This is a genomic window from Niastella koreensis GR20-10 (assembly GCF_000246855.1).
GTDB lineage: Bacteria > Bacteroidota > Bacteroidia > Chitinophagales > Chitinophagaceae > Niastella > Niastella koreensis.
This window is the reverse complement of record NC_016609.1, coordinates 4296945-4323641: the sequence shown is the minus strand read 5'-3', so window position 1 is coordinate 4323641 and position 26697 is coordinate 4296945. Positions and strand designations below refer to the sequence as shown.

General features: G+C 46.5%; 21 protein-coding genes. 15 read left to right on the top strand and 6 right to left on the bottom strand.

The genetic code is table 11. The features are described from left to right. The first annotated feature begins 161 nt into the window (after positions 1–161). Positions 162–581, top strand: a complete 420-nt coding sequence (locus tag NIAKO_RS16970) for a hypothetical protein (RefSeq protein ID WP_133055270.1) — start codon at positions 162–164, stop codon at positions 579–581. Here the strand turns inward: NIAKO_RS16970 and NIAKO_RS16965 are convergent. The 4 genes from NIAKO_RS16965 to NIAKO_RS16950 form a co-directional block, all read right to left on the bottom strand. Beyond that, a complete protein-coding gene (locus NIAKO_RS16965; protein ID WP_014219666.1) occupies positions 578–1153 on the bottom strand; it encodes an RNA polymerase sigma factor in 576 nt (191 codons plus the stop codon). The genes NIAKO_RS16970 and NIAKO_RS16965 overlap by 4 nt on opposite strands. A gap of 530 nt (positions 1154–1683) precedes the next feature. Then, entirely contained in the window at positions 1684–3285 is a 1602-nt protein-coding gene (locus NIAKO_RS16960) for a SusD/RagB family nutrient-binding outer membrane lipoprotein (protein WP_014219665.1), read from the bottom strand. A 31-nt stretch (positions 3286–3316) separates the two neighbouring features. Beyond that, entirely contained in the window at positions 3317–6649 is a 3333-nt protein-coding gene (locus tag NIAKO_RS16955) for a SusC/RagA family TonB-linked outer membrane protein (RefSeq protein ID WP_041348822.1), read from the bottom strand. A gap of 477 nt (positions 6650–7126) precedes the next feature. After that, entirely contained in the window at positions 7127–8338 is a 1212-nt protein-coding gene (locus tag NIAKO_RS16950; protein WP_014219663.1) for a FecR family protein, read from the bottom strand. A gap of 162 nt (positions 8339–8500) precedes the next feature. Here NIAKO_RS16950 and NIAKO_RS16945 point away from each other — a divergent pair, with 162 nt between their 5' ends. Next, entirely contained in the window at positions 8501–8899 is a 399-nt protein-coding gene (locus NIAKO_RS16945; protein ID WP_014219662.1) for an ester cyclase, read from the top strand. A gap of 184 nt (positions 8900–9083) precedes the next feature. Here NIAKO_RS16945 and NIAKO_RS16940 read toward each other — a convergent pair whose 3' ends face one another. Both NIAKO_RS16940 and NIAKO_RS16935 read right to left on the bottom strand, forming a co-directional pair. After that, positions 9084–10166, bottom strand: coding sequence for a WD40/YVTN/BNR-like repeat-containing protein (locus tag NIAKO_RS16940; protein ID WP_014219660.1), 1083 nt, complete (start codon positions 10164–10166; stop codon positions 9084–9086). A gap of 106 nt (positions 10167–10272) precedes the next feature. Beyond that, complete coding sequence (locus tag NIAKO_RS16935) at positions 10273–10518, bottom strand: MoaD/ThiS family protein (RefSeq protein WP_207622376.1); 246 nt, start codon at positions 10516–10518, stop codon at positions 10273–10275. Positions 10519–10801: 283 nt separating this feature from the next. On the opposite strand from NIAKO_RS16935, the gene NIAKO_RS16930 reads away from it, so the two are divergent. The 13 genes from NIAKO_RS16930 (at position 10802) to NIAKO_RS16870 (ending at position 26660) form a co-directional block, all read left to right on the top strand. Continuing rightward, entirely contained in the window at positions 10802–11419 is a 618-nt protein-coding gene (locus NIAKO_RS16930; protein ID WP_014219658.1) for an RNA polymerase sigma factor, read from the top strand. A 65-nt stretch (positions 11420–11484) separates the two neighbouring features. Then, positions 11485–11805, top strand: coding sequence for an ArsR/SmtB family transcription factor (locus NIAKO_RS16925; protein ID WP_014219657.1), 321 nt, complete (start codon positions 11485–11487; stop codon positions 11803–11805). 1 nt (position 11806) lies between these two features. Then, a complete protein-coding gene (locus tag NIAKO_RS16920) occupies positions 11807–12271 on the top strand; it encodes an SRPBCC family protein (RefSeq protein WP_014219656.1) in 465 nt (154 codons plus the stop codon). 6 nt (positions 12272–12277) lie between these two features. Next, positions 12278–12868, top strand: a complete 591-nt coding sequence (locus tag NIAKO_RS16915; RefSeq protein WP_014219655.1) for a YdeI/OmpD-associated family protein — start codon at positions 12278–12280, stop codon at positions 12866–12868. A 24-nt stretch (positions 12869–12892) separates the two neighbouring features. Then, a complete protein-coding gene (locus NIAKO_RS16910) occupies positions 12893–13297 on the top strand; it encodes a DoxX family protein (RefSeq protein ID WP_014219654.1) in 405 nt (134 codons plus the stop codon). Between the two features lie 11 nt (positions 13298–13308). Continuing rightward, the gene (locus NIAKO_RS16905) at positions 13309–13875 is read left to right on the top strand and encodes a DUF4256 domain-containing protein (protein ID WP_014219653.1); all 567 of its coding nucleotides are present in this window, start codon (positions 13309–13311) and stop codon (positions 13873–13875) included. 249 nt (positions 13876–14124) lie between these two features. Continuing rightward, the gene (locus NIAKO_RS16900) at positions 14125–16839 is read left to right on the top strand and encodes a TonB-dependent receptor (RefSeq protein ID WP_014219652.1); all 2715 of its coding nucleotides are present in this window, start codon (positions 14125–14127) and stop codon (positions 16837–16839) included. Between the two features lie 183 nt (positions 16840–17022). Further along, the gene (locus NIAKO_RS16895; protein WP_014219651.1) at positions 17023–17571 is read left to right on the top strand and encodes a GNAT family N-acetyltransferase; all 549 of its coding nucleotides are present in this window, start codon (positions 17023–17025) and stop codon (positions 17569–17571) included. Between the two features lie 114 nt (positions 17572–17685). After that, entirely contained in the window at positions 17686–18690 is a 1005-nt protein-coding gene (locus NIAKO_RS16890) for a FecR family protein (RefSeq protein WP_014219650.1), read from the top strand. 93 nt (positions 18691–18783) lie between these two features. Continuing rightward, positions 18784–21774 carry a TonB-dependent receptor plug domain-containing protein gene (locus NIAKO_RS16885; RefSeq protein WP_280513747.1) on the top strand — a complete coding sequence of 997 codons (2991 nt, stop codon included), beginning with the start codon at positions 18784–18786 and terminating at the stop codon, positions 21772–21774. A gap of 41 nt (positions 21775–21815) precedes the next feature. Next, entirely contained in the window at positions 21816–24437 is a 2622-nt protein-coding gene (locus NIAKO_RS16880; protein WP_014219648.1) for an MGH1-like glycoside hydrolase domain-containing protein, read from the top strand. 280 nt (positions 24438–24717) lie between these two features. Then, positions 24718–25293: an RNA polymerase sigma-70 factor gene (locus NIAKO_RS16875; protein ID WP_014219647.1), complete on the top strand. Its 576-nt coding sequence runs from the start codon at positions 24718–24720 to the stop codon at positions 25291–25293. 74 nt (positions 25294–25367) lie between these two features. Beyond that, entirely contained in the window at positions 25368–26660 is a 1293-nt protein-coding gene (locus tag NIAKO_RS16870) for a FecR family protein (protein ID WP_014219646.1), read from the top strand. The last annotated feature ends 37 nt before the right edge of the window (positions 26661–26697 follow it).

Sequence of the window (26697 nt, the reverse complement as noted above, 5' to 3'; positions counted from 1 at the left end):
TTATATGTTTAGGTATAATGAAATACGCCTTGAAAATATGCCTGGGGGTTATTTGTTTTATCCTTTCGGCAAATAGCTTTTGCCAATCGCCTTCGTCACAAATTGCGCATATAAAAAAGTATAAAGCCTCCATCGATTCGTTACATACTTTATATATAACAGTGCATCGCGCATTGGATTTGGATTCTATGCGCATGTCTGAAGAAATGGGACTGGAAGAAAGGATGGGCGAGAGCTTAAATTTAGGGGACAATGAAGATGGAGGCTGGGAAATTTATGTTTTTGCAAAAAAACAGGGTGAAATTTACCGGATATATTGGATTGGTACCCAAAAAAACGTTTGGGTTTCAAAGACTTTTTATTACGAAAACGGGATGCTGGTGTGTGGTGAAATGACGGTACTGCGGCAGGAGCCTCATCACAATACAGAATATACTGTGAAGGAATATTATTGGAAAAATAAACGACTGGCAAAAATTACCAGGAATAAGTTTCCTGTTATCGAAGACCGGTCCTTTATTCCGGTTTCATTATTGAAACTTGGGAAAAAAATTTATGATCTGAATAATAGCAAAACCTAACTAAGTAAATGGATGGTTATTAATACCACCAGCGCATCATCCAACCCAAAGCGCAATTCCCGCAATGAGCGGCTCATTTTCTTTTCTACTGTTTTTATGGAGATATTCTTTTGTTCGGCTATCTGTTTATAGGTGAGCCCGCTGTCGCGGTGCAGGCGAAAGATCTCCTGTTCATCGGGCGGCAGGTCCTGCACCAGTTGCTGGTATAAGGTGTCCAGTTCTTTAAACAACATGGGATCTTCAAACAAAATATCCTGGGTTATCAGGGCCAGCCGGTTAAAGAATTGCTGGTCGGTTTTTTCGGCCCGGATAGCTTTGAATACCTGGAAGCGCACCGCCTGGTGCAAATAAGGTTGTAACGCATCTACCTGGATATCGGCGCGGCGCCGCCATAAGGAGATAAACACTTCCTGCACAGCATCCTGTGCGGCGTCTTTTACCTGTAAAATATTGTGGGCAGATGAATACAATAGCTTCCAGTACCGGTTGTAGATTTCGGCAAAGGCAAGCTCATCGTGTTGAGAAAGCATTCTCAGTAACTCAGTGTCAGTATGCGTAGGATAATGTTGCACGTTCTTCCCTGAAAGTTAAGACAAAATTAACCTGCGAGGAAGAGTTTGAAGCAGAAAACTGCAAAATCTGCAAGAAAGAGTTATTTATATTAGCTATTTTATGAAAGTGAGGGACTTATGTAGGTCATTATAAAAGAGAAAGGAGCAAAAGAGACCTTCTTCAAACTCTTTTACTCCTTTAACTCTTTGCTTCCGGGAAGCCGGGGATAGACATCAGCATCGAATAAGAGAGACCTTCTTCAAACCCTTTTATTCTTTTGCACCCGGCTTTCACAGAAGCTTCTTCCCGTTGTTGTTTACGGGAGGTTCAATAGAAATCTGCAGATGGACATAAAAGAACTCCCCTTAAGGTCTTTCTGTCCGTACCCTCGACGATCGATAGGTTGCAATGTTCTCAACCGCCGGGGTGTTGCTATCTCTAAAAATGTTGAATATTGAACCGAAGAATGTCGGATATCGAAGTAAAAACCTATTTTATTTATCTGTATTCACTTCTACATGCATCATTCAATATTCATTATTCGATATTTTTATTGTACATCCCACCATAAACGCGTTCCGCCATTATCAGGTCCCTTCAGGGTTTTGATGGCTCTTTCAACCCCTTTGGGATTGGTTAAATACTCATCGGGTGGAATGTTGATGCGGCGAACAAACACGGTAGTGGAAATTTTACCGGCACTGTTGTTAATCACTACCGGGAACAGTTTGGGATAACCCGTTCTGCGAAACTCGCTCCAGGCTTCCTGTCCGTCAGGGAAAACACAAATCCATTTCTGCGTAATGATCCTTTCCAGTTTTGTTTCAAATGCATCGGCGTCATTCCATTTAATGGTAATGGTGCTCAGCCATTGGCTGCCGGTCTTGATATCGTTCTGGCCGGCTGTAATGGCTTTGGGATCGATGTATTCTGCCGGTGTGCTTACGGCGTCGTTGATATATGTGCTGGCATTCAACCCATATTGGGTAAATGAAGTAGTAATACCAGATTCATAATCGTCTTTGGCGGTACCGGCGTTTGCCCATCCGCGTGTTGCGGCTTCTGCTTTCAGGAACCAGGCTTCGGCAGCGGTCATCAATTGCAGCTTACTGGGCAGGTCAACCAGCGCGGAATAGCCCTGGTACCGGGTTTTGGCGTCTATGTCGATACCATTGCGAATGCCTTTGAACTGGTGCAACACAGCGGAGTCTACAGCCGGTATAAAGTATTTGGGCAGGCGTGGGTCATTGTACCCTTTCAGGATCGATTCCATGGGCGCACCCATACGAATATCGCCCCAGGCGCCGCTGATGGTGTTCAACGGGTGAACGGTAGCGCCAATATCAATACTGAAATTATCATCGGCTTTGCTTAATAAGCCACCGGCATTGGCCAGGGCAGCTTCGCCTTCCGTTTTTGCTTTGGCGGCATCGGCTTTCACAATACGCAGGGCCAGGCGCAAACGCAATGAGTTGGCAAACTGCAGCCATTTCCCATAATCACCTTTGTATACCAGGTCGGCATTAACAAACGTGGGCGTAGGCTTCTGGGTGCGAAGCGGCGTAAGAATGGTAATGGCTTCGTTCAGGTCTTTAAAGAAATTACTATAGGCATCCTGTTGCGAGTCGTAATCATAACCCCCATCTTCAGCGCGCACTTTATATTTCGAGTACATAATGGGGCCGAAAATATCGCTCACGCGGTGCATGGCTTCTACCTTCAGGATCTTGGCCATGGCGTATAAATCCGGCGCCGGGGTTTTGGTGATTGATTCCACGTTCGCCAACGGGGCCATCACACTGGCCTCGGGACTGCTGTAAGCCGGGTTCAGGGCATACAGGTTCCAGCCGTCAACCAGGTCGTAGTTCATGTTGTTGCTGTTGCCACGGAATGGGGTAGGCGACATCATGTAACCACCGAACACATCGCCCATCAGGTTCTGCTGCAGCTGGGTAACCCAGGCTGGCTGATACACATAAATGGAACGTTCCGCTTCCTTCAACTGACCCACCACCAGGCCATAGTCTGGCAACAGATCGTCGTTGCTGGCGCCGTAAGGATTCTTGTTATAGTCCTCGAAGTTTTTGGTACAACCACTAGTTAATATAGTTGCTGTTGTTATATAAAGGAGATATTTATGTTGTTTGTTCATTGTCGTATTTTTTTGCTGTTTCTTTATATCATTAAAAGGAACATCTAAAGCTTAACCCCATACTACGGGTAGATGGCAGGGAGAATACGTCTATACCCTGTAACCCGTTACCGGTGCTCATACTTAACTCAGGATCGTAAGGCGCTTCTTTTTTAATAAAGAAAAGATTGCGTGCTACCAGTGAAAGGCGCATATCCTTTATAATTGTTGACTTTGAGGGCAGTTTGTAACCCACTGATAGTTCACGCAATCTGATGTTGGTGGCATCGTACATGTAATATTCAGAGATCCCTGCACGGCCACCCACGGTTGTATAGAAAACATCAGCAGGGATGGCGCCACTCCATTTAGAACCATTCAGCATGGTAGCAGGAATGTGAACGCCGCCGTTGTTACGGGCATCCGCTGTTACTTTCGATACGCCGTATTCATCCAGTACCGCCTGGGTAATGCTCATCACCTTACCACCAAAGCGGCCATCGATAAGCGCCGATATAACAAAGTTCTTATATTCAACCGAGTTGTTCCAGCCGGCGAGGAAGTTGGGGGTGGGGTTACCAACAAATCCAAAACCGTTCGCCTGTGGCTTTCCTTTATCATCCACTACAATGGAACCATCCGGTGCACGCAGGAATTTGATACCGTAAATATCGCCATAGGAACCTCCTTCGCGAATGCGAAGCGAATAGCTGTTCACGCCGGCGAGTGTGAGCTCGTACATGCCGCCCAGTTCTGGCAACAGTTGCACGATCTTGTTACGGTTGCGGGTAAAGTTTACACTGGTATTCCATTTTACATCTCCTTTGTTCAGCACATCATAACCGATCATGGCCTCAATACCCTGGTTCTGGATGTTACCGGCATTTACAAAGAAGCGGGAGTAGCCGCTGCCACGGGGTGCGGCGAAATCAAAATACTGGTTTTTGGTATTGGTCTTATACCAGGTGAAATCCAGACTTAACCGGTTATTCAGGAATTTCCATTCGGTTCCTATTTCAAAAGAACGGGCGTCTTCAGGTTTCAGGTATGCTCCCATATAAGGGCTGGCCTGAACTGTTTGTACGTTGCCCGATTGAATGGTATTGGTAGGGTTGGTTGAGAATGGCTCTACGTCGTTACCCACTTTGGCAAAGGACAAACGTACTTTACTGTAGTTGATGAATTGCGGCAAATGCGCCAGTTCGCTGATGATGGTATTGATACCGGCTGAGAAATAAGGATAGCCGCTTTTTGCTTTTGGCGTGTAAGCCAGGGTTGATGACCAATCGTTACGTGCGGTAAGATCCAGGTAAACTTTTTCATCATAATCGAATGTACCGGTTGCAAATACCGACTGTACCTGGCGGCGTAAACCGGTTGGCTGCACCATCAGGGCCGGACTGAGGTTCAGGTTACCCAATGTAAATATATTGGCATAAGCCAGGTCGGCGCCTTTTGAATCTATATAGGTGCGGTCCTGCTTTTGATCATTGATGCTGCTACCGGCATTGAAGTTGAACCCGATCTTATCGGTAAGATGTAAATTACCCGAAAGAATTACATCCCCATACAACAAGGTGCGTTCTAACCTGTCGTAGGTAAAGCGGCCATTGTAGTCGGCCAGCGTTATCTGGGTACTGGCATTGGCGTGTAATTCGTAATTGTCGTAATTGCGGTTCATACTACCACGCGCCTGAACACTTAACCATTTGGTGATGGGGTACTTCAGGGTTAATGAAGCAAACAGGTTGTCTTTTTTGCCCAGGTTTACATCGCGGTTCAGCACCCAGTAAGGGTTTTGCTGGTTATCGGCGCCGCCCAGATCTTTATCGGGGTTTATATTCCACCAGTTTTGCAAATTCATGATACGGGTGGGCGAGAAGTATTCAAAGTTATTCTTGTAGTTGTTGAAGTCGAGCCCCCGGGGAAACAGGTACAAACCGGTAAGCGGGTTGTAATACAAACCCGATGCAGGGCGGTTATTTGTTTTCTGGGTGCTGAAAATGATATTCGCATCAACATTCAACTTGTCGTTAAAGAACTTGGAAGTTTGACGGAAGTTGAAAGTATGTTGTTTGAATTCATTGGTGGGCATTATACCCGTGTTATTGGTATTGCTGTACGAAAAATAGGTTTGCGCTTTTTCGTTACCTGCAGTAAACGCAATGGTGTTGATAAAGGTTTTACCCGTTTTAAAGAAATCCTTTACGTGGTTGGGGTTTGAACCGGCAGGGCCCCAGCTGTAAATATTGTCGGCATTGGTTTGGTTAAAGTTGTACTGCAGATCTGGCGTGTACATAGGGCGCTCAAAAGTAACGGCAGTAGAGAAATCTACTTTAGCCATACCGGAGCGGCCTTTTTTAGTAGTGATCATAATTACACCATTACCGGCCTGGCTACCGTACAGGGCGGCGGCAGAGGCGCCTTTCAGCACGGTCATGCTTTCAATATCTTCCGGGTTCAGCGAGCTGAGCACATCACCCGCATCGCGGCCAGGCGTGTTTACGCCACCACTTTCGCCCCACAGGTTTTGAGGTTGTGCGGTAGAGAAGTTGGTAAGCGGTACCCCGTCAATTACATACAACGGCTGGTTCTCCCGCGTTGATTTTTGCCCACGCAGGATCACGCGAACAGAACCGCCCATACCGGAGGAACTTGGGTTGATCTGTAACCCCGGTACTTTACCATTCAGGCTGTTGATGGGGTTCATGTTCTTTACCGTGGTCAGTTCGGCGTTATTTACTTTGGTAGTGCTGTACGTTAAACTTTTTTGGCGGCGTTGAATACCCAGGGCGGTTACAACCAGTTCACCCAGTTGTTGTGAGTTTACTGTGAGTGTAATGTTTAATGATTTTGTATCGGTAAGGGTTATTTGCCGGGCAGCATAGCCAATGTTTGTAATGATAAGCACATCGCCTTTATCTGCATCGATGGTGAATTCACCATCCGGGTTGGTGCTGGTGCCTTTTTTTGTACCTTTTACCTGTACGTTGGCGCCGGCGATGGGTTCGCCTTTGTCGTTTACAATTTTACCTTTTATGGGAACGGGTGGGGGTGGCGGCGTATTGATATCGCCTTTTATTTCTACTGCAGATTTCTTCCTGATCACTACCGTATTGCCCTGTACGTTATAGTCAAACGGGGCGCCGGTGAGGCATTGCTGCAGTACATCTTTTATGGTAGCGTTCTTTACGCTTATAGTAACGGGTTCGAGCCCTTCAAACAGGTTTTCACAATACACGATCGATACGCCGGTTTGCCTTGAAACGGCCTTGAACACCTTTTGCACCGGCACGTTCTTAAGCGACAGGGTTACAGTTTGCCCACTGGTATGGGCAGCTGCATGCAAGCATGTGACGAATAAGAGAAATGATGTTAACTTCATGACCTTAAGCAGTTTGTGCATTTCCTGGCTGGCATACCAGGAGATTAACCCGTTTGTATATCTACGTAAACGGATTATAGCAGTTATTTGCATAACTTTGTTTGGTTTGGTGATTAAATAGATGATTCCTCAACAGACTTGTTTATAATTACTGAACACCGCCGTTTCGTCTGGCCACGAAGCGGCTTTTTATTTGTTACCGGTTACCAGTTACCTGTTACCGGGCTTTTATTCGAGACTAATCCCTGGACGCATGCCTCTTCATTTAAACCGGCAACTACAACTGGCAATAGCTTCGGGAAGTACAATGACTGCATTATATATGCCTGATAGTTGTTGATTGATGCACTGTTCTCTCAATTGTTAAACCCCTTGCAACCCTCCCCGATGAATCGGGGTTCGCACAACCTTCTGCTTATTGCCAAATTGTATTGCTTGTTCGTCGTCCTTAGTGTCCGGGTATCTACATCAGTTCTTTTATTTGACTACTACCAATGTTTTATTTTCCAGCCTATAATGAACACCATAAGTCTCTAACATCTTAAGAATGTTGGAAAGATTCAGGTTACGACTTATACGGCCGCCATATGTTTCGTTATCGGGTTTCATTTCATAACGAACATCAACATCATACCAGCGGCTTATTTGGCGCATAATGGTTTTAATATCTGTATTATCAAATTCAAACCAGCCATTCTTCCAGGCCATTACCTGGTCTATATCAACTGTCTGAACTGAGATTGTTTGGGATGTTTGCGATGATTGAGATACGGAGGACTGTTCTCCCGGTTTTAAAATTGCCGATTGCCAGCCTGCCCCGGCTTGTCGGGGATTGCCTGCCCGTCCCGACTTGTCGGGAATTGCCGAATTCACCTTTACTCTTCCCTCCAACAAAGTCGTCTTTATCGTCTCTTCATCTTTATATGCATTCACGTTAAAGTGCGTGCCCAGTACTTCAATATCCTGGGCGCTTGTTTTAACATGAAATGGTTTGGCGGCATTCTTTACTACTTCAAAATATCCTTCACCATCCAGTTCCACTTCGCGTTTGTCGCCGGTGAAAGCGGTAGGGAAGCGCAGCGAACTGGCCGAGTTCAACCATACTTTTGATCCGTCGGCCAATATGAGCTGATACTGATTGCCACGTGCCGTGGTAATGGTATTATATACAACCGGCGCCTGTTCGTTTTTGTCGCCTGCCTTTGCATAAGAAACCTGACCGTTCAGATTGATTACGGTTGCGCCACCCTGTTTGGAGATGGTTCCGCTGGCCGAGTCCAGCACAATGGTGCGTCCATCGGCCAGTGTAAGCGTAGCGGCATCCCGCCCCGGTGGCAGGTCGTGGTGTTTGGCTTTTGCCAGTTTGTTATTGCCCGGCTGCGTGGTATGTTCTTTAAATAACCAGTAATAACTACCTGCGCCGAGCACCAGTAATAATGCCGCTGCTGCTGCCGCCAGGCTATAGTTTTTTCTTCTGATAGGAACAACCGGGGTATCCCGTTCTACCATGCCGGCAGTTATATTTTTATACATCGCCTGTCTTAACGCGATTTCTTCTTCTGCTGATAGTTCAGTTTTACCTGCCAGTTCCAACCGGCGGTAATATTCTTCAATCAATGTTTTTTCCGCAGAACTGGCAGAGCCATCCTGGTACTTATCCAACATCCTGAGAAATGCTTGCTTGTCCATACTATTTATATATGTACCCAAATGATAGCGCCACCCTACGCTTTTTGTAAAAATTTTTTAAAGAATTTTATAACTGCTTCACACTCAGGGTTGAGCTAAAAGAATAATTTTCTGAGCCGGGCGCGTTACCAGCGCCCCTGTCCGCAATACTACCTTTGAACCATGAATACATTACAGGAAAAAAACAAAGCAGTAGTAACCCGCTTTAATAAGGAATTTATTGAACAGGGAAATATCCAGGTTTTTGAGGAATTAGTAGCTGCCGGTTTTGTAAACCGCAGCGCCGCCACTTTAAATATACCCGCGGGGCGCGACGGGATCAAAGATTATATCGTGGAGGTATTGCACAAAGCGTTGACCGACGTAAAAGTGGAGATCTTTGAACAGATAGCCGAAGGCGATACCGTAGTAACCCGCAAAGCGATCTCCGGCATTCAGGTAGGGGAGTTCTTAAATAATCCGCCCACCCATCAACGTATAACCATGCATTGTATTGACATAGTTAAGTTGAAGGATGGGCAGTATGTAGAGCATTGGAGGTATGGACAGGTAGTTTGTTAGTTAACCAGTTGATCAGTTGACGAGTTGACCAGGGATTCGAGTTGATAGGGTTGACATAGTTGATAGCGTTGATAAAGGGGAAAAAGTTCCAGGTTCAACGTTCTCAGTTCTATGTTCTTTGTTGGGTTTGCCGCGAAGCGGTGTATTGGCTTATAGCTTATGGCTTGCAGCTTGAAGCTGCCTTTCATTCCGCAAACTGCACCGAATAAATCATTGGCAAATAATTATTAATCACCTGCCAGTTCTCCCCTCGATCGGGCGAAAAGAACAGGTTGCCGGTGGTAGTGCCAAATACAACGGCATTGCTGTCGTTCACCAGGGCATGGCGGTAAACGATATCAAAGCAACCTTCCTGCGGTAAACCATTGCGCAATTGCTTCCAGGTTTTTCCGCCGTCATCGGTGCGGCAAATGACCAGGGCGCTTTGGATGGCCGTGCGGTTTACGTCGCTATCGGCGGGTGCTACCCAGGCCTGATCGGGATTGTCGCCGGCAACGGCAATGGCAAACCCGAAACGGGCCGGGCCATTAGGTTCACTGATATCTATCCAGTTTTTACCGGCGTCGGTACTCCGGTAGATACCACAGTGATTCTGCTGCCACAGGTAATCGGGGTTACTGGGCGCCGCCACTACAATATGTGGATCGAAACCTGTTTCTACGGTGGGATCGGGCAGAAAATCGGCGTTCATCCCTTTATTACGAATGGCCCAGCTTTTACCGCCATCAACGGTTTCAAACACGCCGGCGCAACTGATACCAATATGGATATGATCTTCGTTGCGTGGGTCAACAACAATGGAATGGATCCCGGGCAGATCGCGGCCGCCGCCAAACCAGCCCGTTTTACGGGTGGGATGTTTCCATAACGACTCAACCAGTTGAAAGCTGTTGCCTTCATCTTCACTCACAAACAAGCCGCCGGGGTCAGTGCCTATCCATAACCTGGACGTATAATTCCTGCCGCCATGCGCCATCGACCACAGGTACCGCGTGGTGGCGGGCATGCCGTCTTTCACTTCTTCGCCTTCGGGATAAGCCGGTGCAGCCACTTCCACCCAACTTTTGCCACGGTCTTTGCTGCGTTGCAATTTAACGCCCCAGTGACCATGGTCCTGGCAGGCCCACCAGGTGCCGTTGCGCGGGTCGGCATAAGCGATAGAAACAGGGACGCCTTCAAAAGAACAACTTTCCATTGTCCATTTACCGTTTTGAAAGCGATAGGCAATTAACCCTTTTCGTGTTCCTAATAAAAGTGTTGATCTCATATAGCTAATATTGAATATTGAATGTTGAATATTGAATGTAGAAGTGAAAGACGCGATTGTATTTACTTCAACATTCATTATTGGATATTGGACATTCAACATTGCGCTATCCTCCGGATAGCGCCTGCATAATATAAATCTCGCTGTTCTCTTTAAACGGATCGCTGAGTTTGGCGCGATCCTGAATCATAACGCCATCGATAAAAATGTTCACGTGTTGCCGCAGCCGGCCCTGGTCATCCAGCACATACTTTGTTACTCCGGGATAGCTGGCTTCTATTTCCTGCAGAACAGCCGGAATCGTTTTCCCACTGGCTGTTGTATCAGTCAGTTTGGGAAAAAACCTTTTCAATGCGTATGTAAATTTTACTAATGCCATAGAATACAGCTGAAAGCCTAAAGGTTAAAGCTGAAAGCAAATACCGGGGACTTTGGGCTTTAGGCTTTTACCTTTAACCTTTGTCTTACTAAGCTAATCAATTCCTGAGTTTCAACGGAATACAATAACAAAAAGAAGATAAACCTGGAATTGGATGGGCTAAAGCAGGATTTTGGGGGAATAAATTGTTCAGTTACACACATATGTATAATCCAAATGTTACCAGCGTGCAATTTGTTATTAAATTACAGGGCTCATGACCCGGACACCCTTGGATTCACACAGCGCCCAGGAAGATACGTCGCTGATCGTTGCTATACGGTCGGGGGACTATGATGCTTTTACCCTTCTCTATAATAAATACATCCAGCCTTTAACGCAATACGGGTTAAAATTCATGGCCGATCTGCCGGCGGTAGAAGATTGTTTGCACGATGTGTTCGTTTGGTTGTGGGCGAACCGGCACAAGCTCGACATGCACACTTCGGTAAAGAGTTATTTGTTCAAAGCTGTACGCACTACGATGCTGCACTGGCTGCAAAAGCAAAACCGGTTACGGGGACTGAACCCCGGCGATGAACCCGGCTATCTCTTCGAGCTGCAATTAACTCCGGAGACCCGCGTACTGGACAATGAAAGCCAGCGACAATTACGCCAGCAGATAGAAGGGGTTTTGACGAACCTAACGGCCAAACAAAAAGAAGTGATTTACCTGCGCTATTATGAAGGCCTGAACTTTGAAGAAATTGCTCGCAACATGAACCTCTCGGTTAAAGCCTGTTATAAATTGATGGGCCGCGCCATTACCATCCTGCGCGAAAAAATTCCCGGCTCCCTGGTACTGTTAATCATTTTGTTAGTGCTCGTTGCCTGACAAATTAAAAAAATAATTGCGTAGTTAAATAGCTACGCGTATATTTGTAGTCAAATAGCTACACAATGAACCTGCGAAGAGACGTTTTTCAGGCAATAGCCGATCCAACGAGGAGAGCCATCTTATTATTGGTGGCTTCCCAGTCAATGACTGCCGGCGCCATAGCCGCTAACTTCGATACGGCGCGGCCTACGGTTTCAAAACACCTGCAAATACTCACGGAATGCGAGTTGTTGGAGCAAACGCAGAATGGCCGCGAGATCTACTATCACATCAATGCTAATAAAATGAAAGAGGTGGATGACTTTGTAGAGAACTTTCGCAAAATGTGGGATGACCGTTTTAACAAGATTGAATCCATCATGAAAAAATACAAAAGCAAATAATATGGAACGCAAAACAAAGATCAATGCCGAAACCGGCAAGCAGGAACTGGTGATCACCCGCGAGTTTGATCTGCCATTAGACTTGCTTTTCAGAGCTTATATAGAACCTGAGATCATTGAACAATGGATGGGAACCAAAGTGTTGAAATTCGATTGTAAAAAGCACGGCAGCTATCAGTTGGAAACAACCGATCCCAAAGGGAACAAACACGGGTTCAATGGCGTGATCCATGAATATGTACCGGAAAAAAAGATCTCGCGCACATTTGAAATGGAGAACACACCTTTTGGCATCCAGCTGGAGATCTATGAGTTTGAACCAATCACCGACGAAACCAGCAAGCTCACTATGCACGTGATCTACGAATCGGTTGAACAACGTGACCAGGTGCTGAAGCTGCCTTTTGCGCAAGGCATAAACATGGCCCATAACCGCATTGAAGAAGTGCTGCGTCAATTAAAATAAACAACTATGGCAACAAGCATTATGAATCCCCGGGTTGATTTCTTTTTTAAAAGCGTGAAGTGGCACGATGAATATGAACAATTGCGCATGATCGCATTGGACAGCGGGCTCAAGGAAGAATTAAAATGGGGCTGTCCCTGTTACTCGCTCGATAAAAAGAACATCGTGCTCATCCACGGGTTTAAAGATTACTGCGCGGTGCTGTTTTTTAAAGGCGCTTTGTTAAAGGACCCGAAAGGTATCCTGATTCAGCAAACGAAGAATGTACAATCTGCCCGCCAGGTACGTTTTACCAATGTAAAAGAGATCATTAAGCTGGCCCCCACACTGAAAAAATATATAAAAGAGGCCATGGAAGCGGAAAAGGCCGGGTTGAAAGTGGAGCTTAAAAAAACAACCGACTATGCCGTGCCTGAAGAGTTTCAGGTGAAATTAAATAAAATGCCGGCGTTGAAACGGGCATTTAAGGAACTGACGCCCGGACGGCAACGCGCTTATCTCTTTTATTTTTCTCAACCCAAACAAACCAAAACCCGCGAGTCGCGGGTAGAGAAATACCTGCAACAGATCCTTAACGGAAAAGGACTGGATGATTAATTAACCCTAAAAAAACGAATCAACATGAACATGGAACTTACAAAAAGCAAAAAAGCAAGAAGGAACAAGATCATTTATTGGATAGCCACCCTCTGGTTGTCATTGGGCATGACGGCAACCGGTATTGTACAACTGATCCAGAATAAAGACGAAGCAGCTTTGTTCAATGGCCTGGGTTACCCTATGTACTTATTGATCATCATCGGTGTTTGGAAGATCCTGGGTGTGATAGCGGTGCTGGTGCCTAAATTTCCATTGCTAAAAGAATGGGCGTATGCCGGCTTTTTCTTTGTTATGAGCGGCGCGGTTATCTCCCATCTGGCCATCCATGATGCGCCCAAAGAATTATTTGGCCCCCTCTTATTGATTGTACTCACCATTTTATCCTGGTATTTCAGACCAGCCAACAGAAGGCTCATCGCACTTTAAAAAGCAACAACATGAAAGACACTAAAAAGGAACTGTCGCCGGCACAGCGAACCGAATTGCTCAACACCTTGAAGACCCGTTTTGAGAAGCACAAAAACCGTCACAAAGGAATTGAGTGGGCCCATGTGCAGGCAAAGCTGGAAGCGAATCCCAAAAAACTGTGGGTGCTCGATGATATGGAAGCTACCGGCGGCGAACCCGATGTAGTTGGGTACGACAAAAAAACAGATGAATACATTTTCTTCGATTGTTCCGCCGAAAGTCCCAAAAACCGCAGAAGTTATTGCTACGACCGCAAGGCGCTGGACGCAAGAAAGGAAAATAAGCCTAAAGACAGTGCCATGGATGCAGCTGCTGCTATGGGCATTGAATTGCTGACCGAGGAACAATACCGCTTATTGCAACAACTGGGCGAATTCGACACCAAAACCTCCAGCTGGCTGGTTACTCCACCCGATATCCGCCAGCTTGGTGGCGCCATCTTTGGCGATAGACGGTATAATACAGTTTTCATTTACCATAATGGAGCTGATTCTTACTATGCAACCCGGGGATTTAGAGGAGCGTTGAGAGTGTAGGAAGGCAGCTTCAAGCTTCAGGCTGTAAGCTGCAGGCAATACACCGCTTCGCGCCACACGCCGTCGCGGAAAAAACGCTGAACTCTGAACCCGGAACTCTGAATATTTTATATTCAAAAAATAAATATCTTAAATTCTATCTTCTTCATGGGGTAATTTCTCACGTGACCTCCTCTTAACTAATAACCCGCGCGGTGATTTTTGATGCGAGCTTGCATTTAATTGTAAACCATCATTAACATCAGTCACATGAGAAAATTACTATATGCCATGCAGGCGGTAGCTATGCTACTTCTGCTGAACAATATGGCCACCGCGCAGGGAATTTTAAAAGGTAAGATAACGAGCGAAAGTGGAGAGCCGCTGGGCAATGCATCCATTGTTGTTGGCGGTAATAAAGGCGGTACGGCAACCGATTCAACGGGAACTTACCGCCTTTCTTTACCTTCAGGCACTTACAAAGTGGTTATCACCAGTGTAGGGTTTAACCCATATTCTATGACGGTTAAGATCGACAATACCACTGTTACCCGCGATGTAGCACTGCAATTTGCCATCGCCGACCTCAGCGAAGTAGTGGTAGCTGTAGGCAGCCGCGCTTCGCAACGAACCTTCACCACCACACCATTGCCGGTTGATAATATCAATGCCTCTGAGCTGCAAAGTGCCGGGCAATTGTCGTTTGATAAAGCCCTGCAATTACGCGTACCTTCTTTCAATACAGTAAACACGCCGGTGAATGATGCTACCTCATTGCTCGATCCATATGAGATCAGGAACATGGGCCCCAGCAGAACGTTGATCCTGGTGAATGGCAAGCGTAAGAACCCCAGCGCCCTGGTTTATATTCAAACTTCGCCCGGCCGTGGGGAAACCGGCGCCGATTTGTCGGCCATTCCTACCGAAGCCATCAAACGGGTAGAGATCCTGCGCGATGGCGCTTCTGCCCAATATGGTTCCGATGCCATAGCCGGGGTAATGAACGTGATTTTGAAAGACCGCTTCGATTATACCAATTTCAAAATAGCCAGCGGCGTCACCCACAAAGGCGATGGATTTTCTATTTTAACCAGTTTGAATGGCGGCGCCAATATTGGCAGCAAAGGATTTATCAATTACACCATCAATTTTCAACGGGAGAACAAAACCAACCGGTCGGGCACGGTAGATGCCGAAGGCGACAATAACGACCTCAGCGACGGTACTGCCGCCAGTTTGGTAGAGGTAAAAAAATACCTGGCGCGTTTCCCCGATGCAAAAAATATCAGCGGTACACCTACCAGCACGGCTGCCAAATTCCTGATAAATGCAGGTATTCCTGTAAGTGAAAACACCGACTTCTATGCCAATGCGGCGTATGTATACAAGAAGGTGCAAAGCTTTGCCAACTATCGTACGCCGTACTGGAAGCAGGATTATGGCCTGCTGCATGCAGCCGGTACCGAATACCTGGGTTATGGCCCCACCTTTGAAGGCGACTTAAACGACTATAACGCTACGGTTGGTTTTAAAACAATTAAAAGCGGCTGGACGCACGACATTAGCTTTACTACCGGCGGCAATAAACAATTATATACCGTAGAAAACACCGTGAACCATTCGCTTGGGGCAAAAAGCCCTATCCGGTTCAAACCCGGTGGTTTTGCGTTTAACCATGTAGTGGGAAATATCGATATCAGCAAAGAAGTAACGGATAAACTGAACGTGGCGTTTGGCAGTGAGTTCCGCAGCGAGAACTTCCAGATCTTTGCGGGCGATACCGCCTCCTATACCGGCGAGGGCGCCAACTCATTCCCCGGCGTAAATGAAATAAACGCCATCAAGGTGAATCGTTTCAATATCGGTGGTTACTTCGATCTGAGTTATGATATCACCAAAGCATTACTGGTAAATGGCACCGTGCGGCAGGAATATTATAGTGATTTTGGGAGCGCCTTTGTTTGGAAGATCAGCGGCCGGGCCAAAGTGGCCGGTGATAAACTCACCATTCGTTCTTCTGTTTCAACCGGTTTCAGGGCGCCCAGTTTACACCAGATCAACCTGCAGATAGCCCAGCAAAGTTTTGTACCCGGACAGGGCATTCAAACCAAGGGTATTGTAAGTAATAAAAGTCCACAGGCGCATTTGTTAGGCGTACCTGCTTTAAAACCGGAGAAGTCAGTAAACTTTACTGCAGGCTTTGGCTTTAACCCAACAAAGAACCTGAGTGTTACGGTAGATTATTATCACATTGATATAAAAGACCGCATTATCCTCAGTTCCAACATCACCAATACGGCTGCGGGCAATACCGAACTGGACGACGTGTTGCGGAACAATGGCATTGTAGGCGTAAGCTTCTTTACCAATGGCATCCATACCAAAACCGAAGGCATTGATGTGGTGGCCAACTATAAAAATATCCCGGTAGGTAATGTAGGCAAGCTCACCATTAACCTGGCAGGTAACTATACCCTGGCTAATGAGTTAACGGGTAATGTTACCAATCCCAAGTTGATCAGCGATGCCGGACAAAGTACTATCGATGATATTCAGATAGCCCTGTTAACAACAAGCCGGCCCAAATACAAAGCGGTATTGGGTGGCGATCTGGTACTTGGTAAATGGGATTTCCTGTTGAACAATACACTGTTTGGTCCCACCACCTTCCACAACGATGGGCTGGATAAAAACCTGAAACTGGAGTTTCAAACCAAGGTGTTGACCGACCTGAATATCGGTTACCAGTTCAGCAGCCGGGTAAATGCATCAATAGCAGTTAATAATATATTCAATATAACACCGGAATGGAAATTAAAGGCATTGAACAGCAATGGCGACGCTATTTTAAGCGATCCTGCCAAGGTGAAGCAGAATGTCAATGCCATTACATTCAACGGAAGATATAGCATGGTAACTTATGATGGATCGCATTTCAGCCAGCTGGGAACAACGTTTTTGGCCACGCTGAATTTTAAGTTGTAGATTGCCTGAAAACAAGGGGGCTGGCCTAAGGTCAGCCTTCCTTTAAAAACGCTTAACGCAAAATGCTTAACGCTGAATGCAAAACTCCGAAACGGCCAGGCCGCCTTGTTTTCCGAAAATTCGCGAAGGTTCGGCACGAAGGCCAGGCAGTCTGTACGCGAGCAAGCGTTAAGCCTTAAGCTTATGATTTATACAAGGTCAAAAACGAAAGAAGAGCTGGAGCAGATCCTGACGCTGCAGAAACAAAACCTGGCGCTGGAATTATCGGCCGATGAAATAGCCGCACAGGGTTTTGTTACGGTATCGCATAGTTTTGCCGACCTGGAAAAAATGAATGAACTGGAGGCGCATGTGATAGCAAAAGACGAGGACCGTGTTATTGCCTATTTACTGGCTATGACCGTTCGTTCGCGGTTTGATGTTCCCATTCTGATGCCCATGTTCGAGATGTTTGAAGAGCTGACCTATAAACATAAAAAGATTGCTGACTATAACTATATCGTGGTAGGGCAGGTATGTGTAGCGGCCGGTTATCGTGGTCAGGGCATCTTCGATGCCTGTTATGCAGCGTATAAAAACTATTTTAAAGACCGGTACGATTTTGCCATAACAGAGATCGCAACGCGTAACCAGCGTTCGCTGAATGCGCATAAACGGGTAGGGTTTGAAACGATACATGAGTATACAGCGCCTGATGGGGAAGAATGGAACATTGTTGCGTGGGATTGGTGAAGTAATTAGATGTTACAAGTTTCAGGGTACAGGGAATACAATTTTACGGCCTTCCCCCTGAAACCTGCAACCTGAAACCTGTAACTGCTTTTAACAGTTAAGAAACAACGAATAATGGATAAATACTCTCAATACAAAATAGATGATTTCCTTAAAGACGAATCATTTATCAATTGGGTGTTGGATCCCGAAGGGGAAAACAACCAGGCCTGGACGAAATGGATGAATGCCGGTTCTGCAAAAAAGGAAGCAGCGCAAAAAGCTATTGATATAATCCGTACCCTTGAATTTAAAAAGGAAACGGTAGCTGATGAATTTTACAGCAACCTGAAACAACGGATCGACAATACGGTTGCAAATGAACAGGCAATTCCATTGCAACCAAAGCAACAAGGGCGCTGGTGGCTGAAAGCAGCGGCAGTAATAGCTGCACTGCTGATTGGTACCCTGGTATTGTATTATGTAAGGAAACCTGCGTATACATATATTTCAACACCATATGCAGCTACTAAAACGGTATGGTTGCCTGATAGTTCAGAAGTGGTGCTGAATGCCAATTCCTCTATCCGGTTCAACAGCAACCGCACAGGCGGCAACCGGGAGGTGTGGATAACGGGCGAAGCCTTTTTTAAAGTGCGCCATCTTGAAAATGCCGGCGGGGCGCAACCCTTTACTGTTTATGCCGGCAACGCAGTGATAGAAGTGCTGGGAACCGAGTTCAACGTAAAGACCATTAACAATACAACCGGTGTATTGCTGCAAAAAGGAAAAGTGCGGTTTAGTGTTCCGGCCGGTAATGCCGCTACCATTATGCATCCTAACGAGTATTGTGAGTATTCGGCAGCGCAGGGAAAAATAACCGCCCGTGCCGCGAATCCAATGCTTTTCACAGCCTGGCTGGAAAAGAAATACCGGTTCGAAAAGGCGACAGTACAGGATGTATGTGAAACTTTGAAGGAATATTTTGGGTTCAATTTCATTATAAAAAGACCTGAACTGGCTACACAGGTAGTTTCAGGTACCCTGGAATTACAAAATGAACAGGTGATGTTGCAGGTGTTGGGTGAATTATTGCACACAACCGTTACGAGGGAAGGAAACCAGGTTATTATTGAATAAGCTAAACGCTAAACGCAAAACCAAAATATAACTCAAACGTCCAACGCGGAGCGCAAAACGTCAGGAGCATTAAGCATTCAGCGTATATTGATTATGAGAAAAAGCCTTTTTAAAAAATGGCTTATTGCATGTATTTTATCCACGTGCATGGTATTTGCCGTGCAAGGGCAGCGAATTGCCCCTAACCCTCAACCCTTAAAAGACGTAATTGCCGCGTTAGAAAAGAAATTCCGCGTAAGCATTTTGTACCGGGAGCAACTGGTGCAAAACCGGAAAGTGACCCCCGATACTGCTGGTTGTAACAATCCCGATAAAGCCCTGAGCACACTGCTGACCCCATTGGGACTTACCTATAAAAAAGTATCGCCCACCCAGATCATCATTTCAGAAGTTCCTATCCCAACAGATAAGAAAGAAAACATGCCGGCTGAAAAGCTGCGATTATTGCATGGCTCTGTTCGCAATGAAAAAAACGAACCGGTGCCGGGCGTTTCCGTTATTGCAATTGGTGCAGATAAAGGAACCGTGACCGATGCGCAGGGGAACTATTCGATCCTGTTGGAAGAAGGTCTTCAGAAGGTGTATTTCAGCAGCGTTGGGTATAGCAGTTATATTGCATCTGTTAAAATCGAGCACCTTGAAACTTTCAAAAATATAATACTGAACAGTACCATTACCGATCTCAGTGGGGTAGTGGTGGCGGTGGGCAGTCGTGCCAGCCAGCGCACGTTTACCAATACCTCGCTGCCGGTAGATAATATCAATGGCGCCGATCTCATCAGTACCGGTCAGTTAACGCTTGATAAAGCATTGCAATACCGCGCGCCTTCTTTCAATACCGTGAATATGCCCGTGCATGATGCCACTTCGCTGTCTGATCCCTACGAGATCAGGAATATGGGCCCATGCCGTACCTTGATCTTAATAAACGGAAAAAGAAAGAACCCCGGATCGTTGGTGTACATACAAACATCTCCCGGGCGTGGTGAAACGGAAACGGATCTCTCGGCCATCCCGGTGGAAGCCATAAAACGGGTGGAGATCCTGCGCGATGGCGCATCGGCTCAATATGGGTCAGATGCCATTGCCGGTGTAATGAACATTATTTTGAAAGACCGTTTTGAATATACCAGTTTCAAAGCAAACACCGGCATTACCAGTAAAGGCGATGGGTTTTCCATTGGTAACAGCATTAACAGCGGCGTAAACATCGGTAAGAAAGGTTTTGCCAACTATACCATCAGCTTTCAAAAAGAAAGCCGCACCAACCGGCCGGGTAAAGTAGATGCTGAACAGGATAACATCGATCTGGGTGATGGCACCGCTGCGGGGTTAGAGAAAGTAAAAGCTTACCTGGCGCAGTTTCCGGATGCCCGCAATGTGAATGGCACGCCGGCCATTACGGCCGCCCGCTTCCTGGTGAATACAGGCATACCGGTAAATGATAACGCTACCTTTTATGCGAATGCGGCCTATGTGTACAAGAACATTCAGAGTTATGCCAATTATCGTACTGCATACTGGAAACAGGATCCTTACTATTTATTGCACGATACGGCCGAAACTTACCTGGGATTTGGTCCAACCTTTGCCGGCGACCTGAACGACTATAACGCTACCCTCGGTTTTAAACAGGAGAAAGCAAGCTGGACAACCGATGTAAGCGCTACCATTGGCGGCAACAAACAATTATATTCAGTTGACAATACCTGGAACCCCGCGCTGGGGGCGCAAAGCCCCACCACCTTCAGGCCTGGTGGCTATGGTTTTCATCACATCGTGGGAAATATCGATCTTACCCATACCATCAATGAACACCTGGTTATTGCATTCGGAACCGAATTCCGGAATGAGACTTTTACCATTATTGCCGGCGACAGGGCATCCAGCGTGGGCGCGGGGCCTGTTTCGTTTTCGGGTATTGCTAACATTAACGCCAACACGGCTAACCGGTTCAATATGGGCGGTTACCTGGATGTGAGTTACGATGTTTCGAAATCCATGCTGTTGAATGCCACCGCCCGGCAGGAATATTACAATGATTTTGGCGGCGCATTTGTATGGAAGGTCAGCGGCAGAAAAAAATTACTGGGCGATAAATTATCCGTTCGGTCCTCCTTATCAACCGGCTTTCGCGCCCCTGGTTTGCAACAGGTAAACCTGCAGATCGTACAACAGATCTTTACCCCCGGGATGGGCGTGCAAACAAAAGGGGTGGTGAGTAACAAAAGTATGCAGGCCCAGGTATTGGGCGTACCGGCACTGAAACCGGAGCGTTCGCAGAATTTTACCGCCGGTATCGGGCTACGCCCGGCGCGAAATTTCAGTATTACCCTCGATTATTATAATATCAATATAAAAGACCGGATCATTTTAAGTTCGGATATTTCACATACTGCCGATAACAATACCGAACTCGATACGGTCTTAACCGCCAATGGCATCATTGGCGTTAGTTTTTTTACCAATGGCATCAGCACCAATACGCAGGGGCTCGACCTGGTGGCTACCTGGAAAAATATCCGCGTATTCGATGCCGGCCACTTAACCATTAACCTCGCCGGTAATTATACCCTGGCCAATAAGTTGCTGGGTGTGGTAGCCAATCCCAAGTTAATTGAAGAAGCAGGACAACAGGTTTTTGATTATATGCAGGAAGCCTTGTTGTTAACAAGCCGGCCAAAATTCAAAACCATTCTGGGCAGTGATCTTTCGCTGGGTAAATTGAGTGTTAATGTCAACAATACCTTGTTTGGCCCGGCTACCTTTCGCAGTGCGGGGCTGGACAGGAATATAAAAATGGTTTTTAAAACCAAACTGGTAACCGATGCAAACCTGGGTTATCAATGCACCCGCTGGCTGGGCGTATCCTTCGCCGTAAATAATATCTTCAATGTATTGCCGGAATATGTGTTGAAACCATTGAACAGTTACGGACAACAAATTCTGAACGATCCCGTTGCCTTTAAACGGAATATAAATGCCGTAACCTTTAACGGCCGCTACCACATTGCCACGTACGATGGCTCCCACTTTAGTCAGTCCGGAACAACCTTTTTGCTTACTATTAATTGTAAGTTGTAACCCCGGTTTTGCTTTACATTTGTTGGCGGAAATCATACAAAATGAACGCAGAACAACAACGGTTACAGGACCCCAGCTGGAAAAGATGGGGTTCGTACGTATCAGACAGACAATGGGGCACTGTTCGGGAAGATTACAGCGCCAACGGCGACGCCTGGAATTATACTACCCATGATATGGCCCGCAGCAAAGCCTGGCGCTGGGGAGAGGAAGGCATTGCCGGTATTTGCGATGATAAACAGTTGTTGTGTTTTTCCCTGGCATTATGGAATAAAAGAGATACCATCCTGAAAGAACGTTTGTTTGGGTTGAACAACCAACAGGGCAATCATGGTGAGGATGTAAAAGAGATCTACTATTACCTGGATGCCACACCCACCCATTCATACATGAAAATGTTGTACAAGTACCCGCAGCAGGAGTACCCTTACGAATGGCTGGTGCAGGAAAATGGCCGGCGCAGCCGCCAGGACCCGGAGTTCGAAATAATTGATACCGGCCTTTTCGATGAAGATAAATACTTCGATGTGTTTGTTGAATATGCCAAGGCCGGCACCGATGATATCCTTATAAAAATAACCATTCATAACCGCGGTAAGGAAGCTGCCAGTTTGCATGTATTACCTACTGTTTGGTTTCGCAATACCTGGGCCTGGGGCCGTCACGATTATAAACCCACTTTATATAAGAACGGCGATCACGCCATCCGCATCGACCACGAACGGCTGGAAGTATCCTCCCTGTATTTTGAGGGAGCCGGCACCATGTTGTTCTGCGAGAACGAAACCAATAGTGTGCGGTTATATAACAACGACGATAAACAACAATATCCCAAAGACGGGATCGGTGATTTCCTGATCCATGGTAAAAAAACGGTGAACCCCGCCATGATGGGCACCAAGGCGGCAATTAATTATGAGCTTACCATTCCCGGCGGTTCATCCAAATGCATCCGGCTGCGTTTGAGCGATCAGCATGCGCCCAATGCGTTCGACGATTTCGATGCCATCTTTGACGCCCTGTTTAACCAACGCATAGCGGAAGCCGATGCATTTTATGAAGAGCTGCAAAAAGGCATTTCTTCAGATGATGAAAAGCTTATCTTCCGGCAGGCCATAGCCGGTATGTTGTGGAATAAACAATTCTATTCGTATAAGGTGCAGCAGTGGCTCGATGGAGATCCTGCTACTCCTACACCACCGGCTGATCGCTGGCAGGGACGTAATAGCGACTGGAAGCAACTCAATAACGAAGATATTATCTCCGTGCCCGACAAATGGGAGTTTCCCTGGTATGCGGCCTGGGACCTCGGTTTTCATTGCGTTACGCTTGGCCTGGTTGACCCGGATTTTGCCAAACAGCAATTACAATTGCTCACCGAGGAATGGTACATGCATCCCTCCGGCATGTTGCCTGCTTATGAATGGTCGTTGGGTGATGCCAATCCGCCTATTCATGCGGGCGCGGTGTTCAGGATCTTCAGGATGGATGCAAAAGCAAAAGGCGTGAAGGACTATACTTTCCTGGAATCGCTTTTTCATAAACTGCTTATCAACTTCACCTGGTGGGTGAACCGGAAAGACAAGGAAGGCAACAACATCTTTGAAGGTGGTTTCCTGGGATTGGATAATATCGGCGTGTTCGACAGAAGCGGACCATTACCCGAAGGCGCACATGCCGAACAGGCCGATGGCACCAGCTGGATGGCTACCTATGCGTTGAATATGCTGCACATTTCGCTGGAACTGGCCACTTACAATAAAGCTTATACAGGAATGGCTACCAAGTTTTTTGAGCACTTCCTGTACATCGCCGGCGCCATGGCCAGCATGGGAAAGAACAATACCGGTTTATGGGATGAAGAAGATGAATTCTTTTACGACCAGGTACGCGTAAAAAACAGCCAGATCGTAAAGTTGAAAGTAAAAAGTATGGTGGGACTGATCCCGCTGTTTGCTGTAGAAGTGATCACCCGCGAAACACTGGACAATAACCCGGTATTTGCCGAACGGATGAACTGGTTCCTGCGTCACCGGCCCGACCTGGCCTTGCTGGTATCGCGCTGGTACGAAGAAGGTAAACAGGATACGCACCTGCTTGGTTTACTGGGCGGTCATCGGATGAAAAGACTGTTGAGCCATATGCTCGATGAAACTGCTTTCCTGAGTGATTATGGCATCCGCTCGTTGTCGAAAGAATATGCCAAACACCCCTATACTATAAATATAAATGGGGTGCCATCCAGCGTACCGTATGTGCCGGGTGACAGCGACAGCGCCATGTTTGGTGGCAACTCCAATTGGCGCGGACCGGTTTGGATGCCCATGAATTTCCTGTTGATCGAAAGTTTGCGTAAATATCATTACTACTACAGCGATGATTTTAAAATAGAATATCCAACCGCATCCGGCAATTTGTTTACATTAAAGCAGGTAGGCAATGAGATCGCATGCCGGTTGTTAAGCATCTTCCTGCGGAATAAAGAAGGCAAACGGCCCGTATTGGGTTCGCATCCCAAATTTCAGAACGATCCGCATTTCAGGGATTACATCTTATTCCATGAATATTTTCATGGCGATAACGGCCGCGGCCTTGGCGCCTCGCACCAAACCGGCTGGACAGGCCTTATTGCAAACCTGATTATTATGAAAAATCAGGGGTAGGGAAATTAAAAATGAAAAATTAGAAACAGAGAAATTAGGAAGGGAGAAAGAAATATCGAATATTGAATATCGAATGTAGAAGTAGAAAAGCCGTAACCAGAAATTCAGAACATAGAACCAGGAACAGAGAACTCTGAACCTTAAACTAACAAACTAAAAACTAATAAACTCAGAATCTAAGAACTTAATAACTTTCGCATAGAAACACTGACTCCATACTATTAACCAGAAGCTGAAGACCTTGACCTTTAAACTTTTGAACTGAGAACTGAGAACTATAATGGAGAAAGATTTGTGTATGCGGATAGCAGACGGTGACGAAGAGGCTTTCGCCAGCCTGTTCAACCGGTATTATCCTTTATTACGTCCTTTTATATTGAAGTTTACGCATTCTGCAGACAAAACGGAAGAGATGCTGCAGGAGACCTTTCTGCGCGTATGGCTGAACCGGGACCAGCTCCCCGGAGTAGAAAACCTGCAAGCCTGGATCTTTACCATTGCCTCCCGCCAGTGTTTACATGCTATCAGAACTGAACTGAATCATCGCAAAAAATTAGCTGCCATGCAGATCCGGGAAAGCGACCGGGAATCGGATACGCCGCTGGATGCTACGCAGTTAGCTGAGATAAACCGGCTGGTAACACAGGCCGTTAATAATATGCCACCCCAACGCCAGCGCATTTACCGCATGAGCCGGGAGCAGGGACTTAAACCCGCCGCTATTGCCGAAGCACTCTCATTATCAGTAACTACCGTAAAGAATTCACTGGTGGCTGCCCTGAAAGACATCCGTCAGCACCTGGGTGCGGCCGGGCATACCATCAGCCTTCTGGTGGTGCTGAAAATGTTTTTTTAACAATTATTTCTTTTTCAATAGTACGTTTTTCCAATAGCTGCATCTTACCAAAGAATGATGCCTAAATCAATGTTATGCAAAAAGATGCTATCAGGTTTTTGATAGGGCAATATATGAATGATGAATTGACGGCTCAACAACAGGTTGAACTGTTGCAATTGCTTGGCCGGCATGAAGAAAGCGAATTGATCGACGTATTGAAGGAGATGATGGAAAAAGAACCGGCAACAGATGGGGCCGTTGATACCGAAACCATGCAGGCCTCCCTGCAACGGATTTTGTCCGTTGATAAAGAGGTGGAACCCGCCATGCCGGGCCGGCTGGTAACTATGCGGCGCAATTGGCGTTGGGTGGCGGCCGCAGCCTGTTTGTTAACCGTTGGTATGGCCGGCTATATGTTGCTTAATAAGAAAAGCAACACTGTTTCCATCGCAACTACATCCGGCACGTATAAAAACGATGTGCAGCCAGGCGGACAGAAAGCCATGTTAACTCTTGGCAATGGACAACAGATTGTGCTCGACAGCGCAGCCAATGGGTTGCTGACAAAGCAAGGCAATGCGCAGGTGATGAAAGAGGAGGAAGGCTTGAAATATCAACCGACAACAGACAATGGGCAATTGACAATTACATACAATATGTTGTCAACGCCCAGGGGCGGGGAATATAAACTGATACTACCCGATGGAAGTAAAGTTTGGTTGAATGCCGCCTCTTCCATTCGTTACCCAACGGCTTTTACCGGTAATGAAAGAAAGGTAGAGATTGAAGGCGAAGCTTATTTCGAGGTGGCGAAGGACCCTGCCAAACCATTTCATGTAAAAACAGGCGCTCAGGATATTGAAGTACTGGGCACCCATTTTAATGTGAATGCATATAAAGATGAAGAAACTATAAAGACAACATTGCTGGAAGGAAGAGTGAAGGTGAATTCGGCAATTCCCGACAAGTCGGGACGGGCAGGCAATCCCCGACAAGCCGGGGCAGGCTGGCAATCGGCAATTTTAAAACCAGGTGAGCAGGCCATTATGTTAGTGAGCCCACTCACCACTGAGCCTGCCGATTCCCGGCATCCCGACAAAATCGGGAACTCACCACTCACCATTGACCATTCGCCTGACTTAGAATCAACAATGGCCTGGACAACCGGCCAGTTCATCTTCCGCGAACAACGCATTGAAGCCATAATGAAACAAATAAGTCGCTGGTATAATGTGGAAGTGACGTTTGCAGGCAGGCCCACTCAGGAGGGATTTACTGCAAGCATTCCCCGCAATGTACCGGTGTCGAAAGTGCTCAGGTACCTGGAGCTCACTACATTGGTGCACTTTAAGATCGACGGTAACAGGATCACGGTATTGCCATGAAGAAATGAAAGTTACTTAAACAAAAAAGCCAGCGATG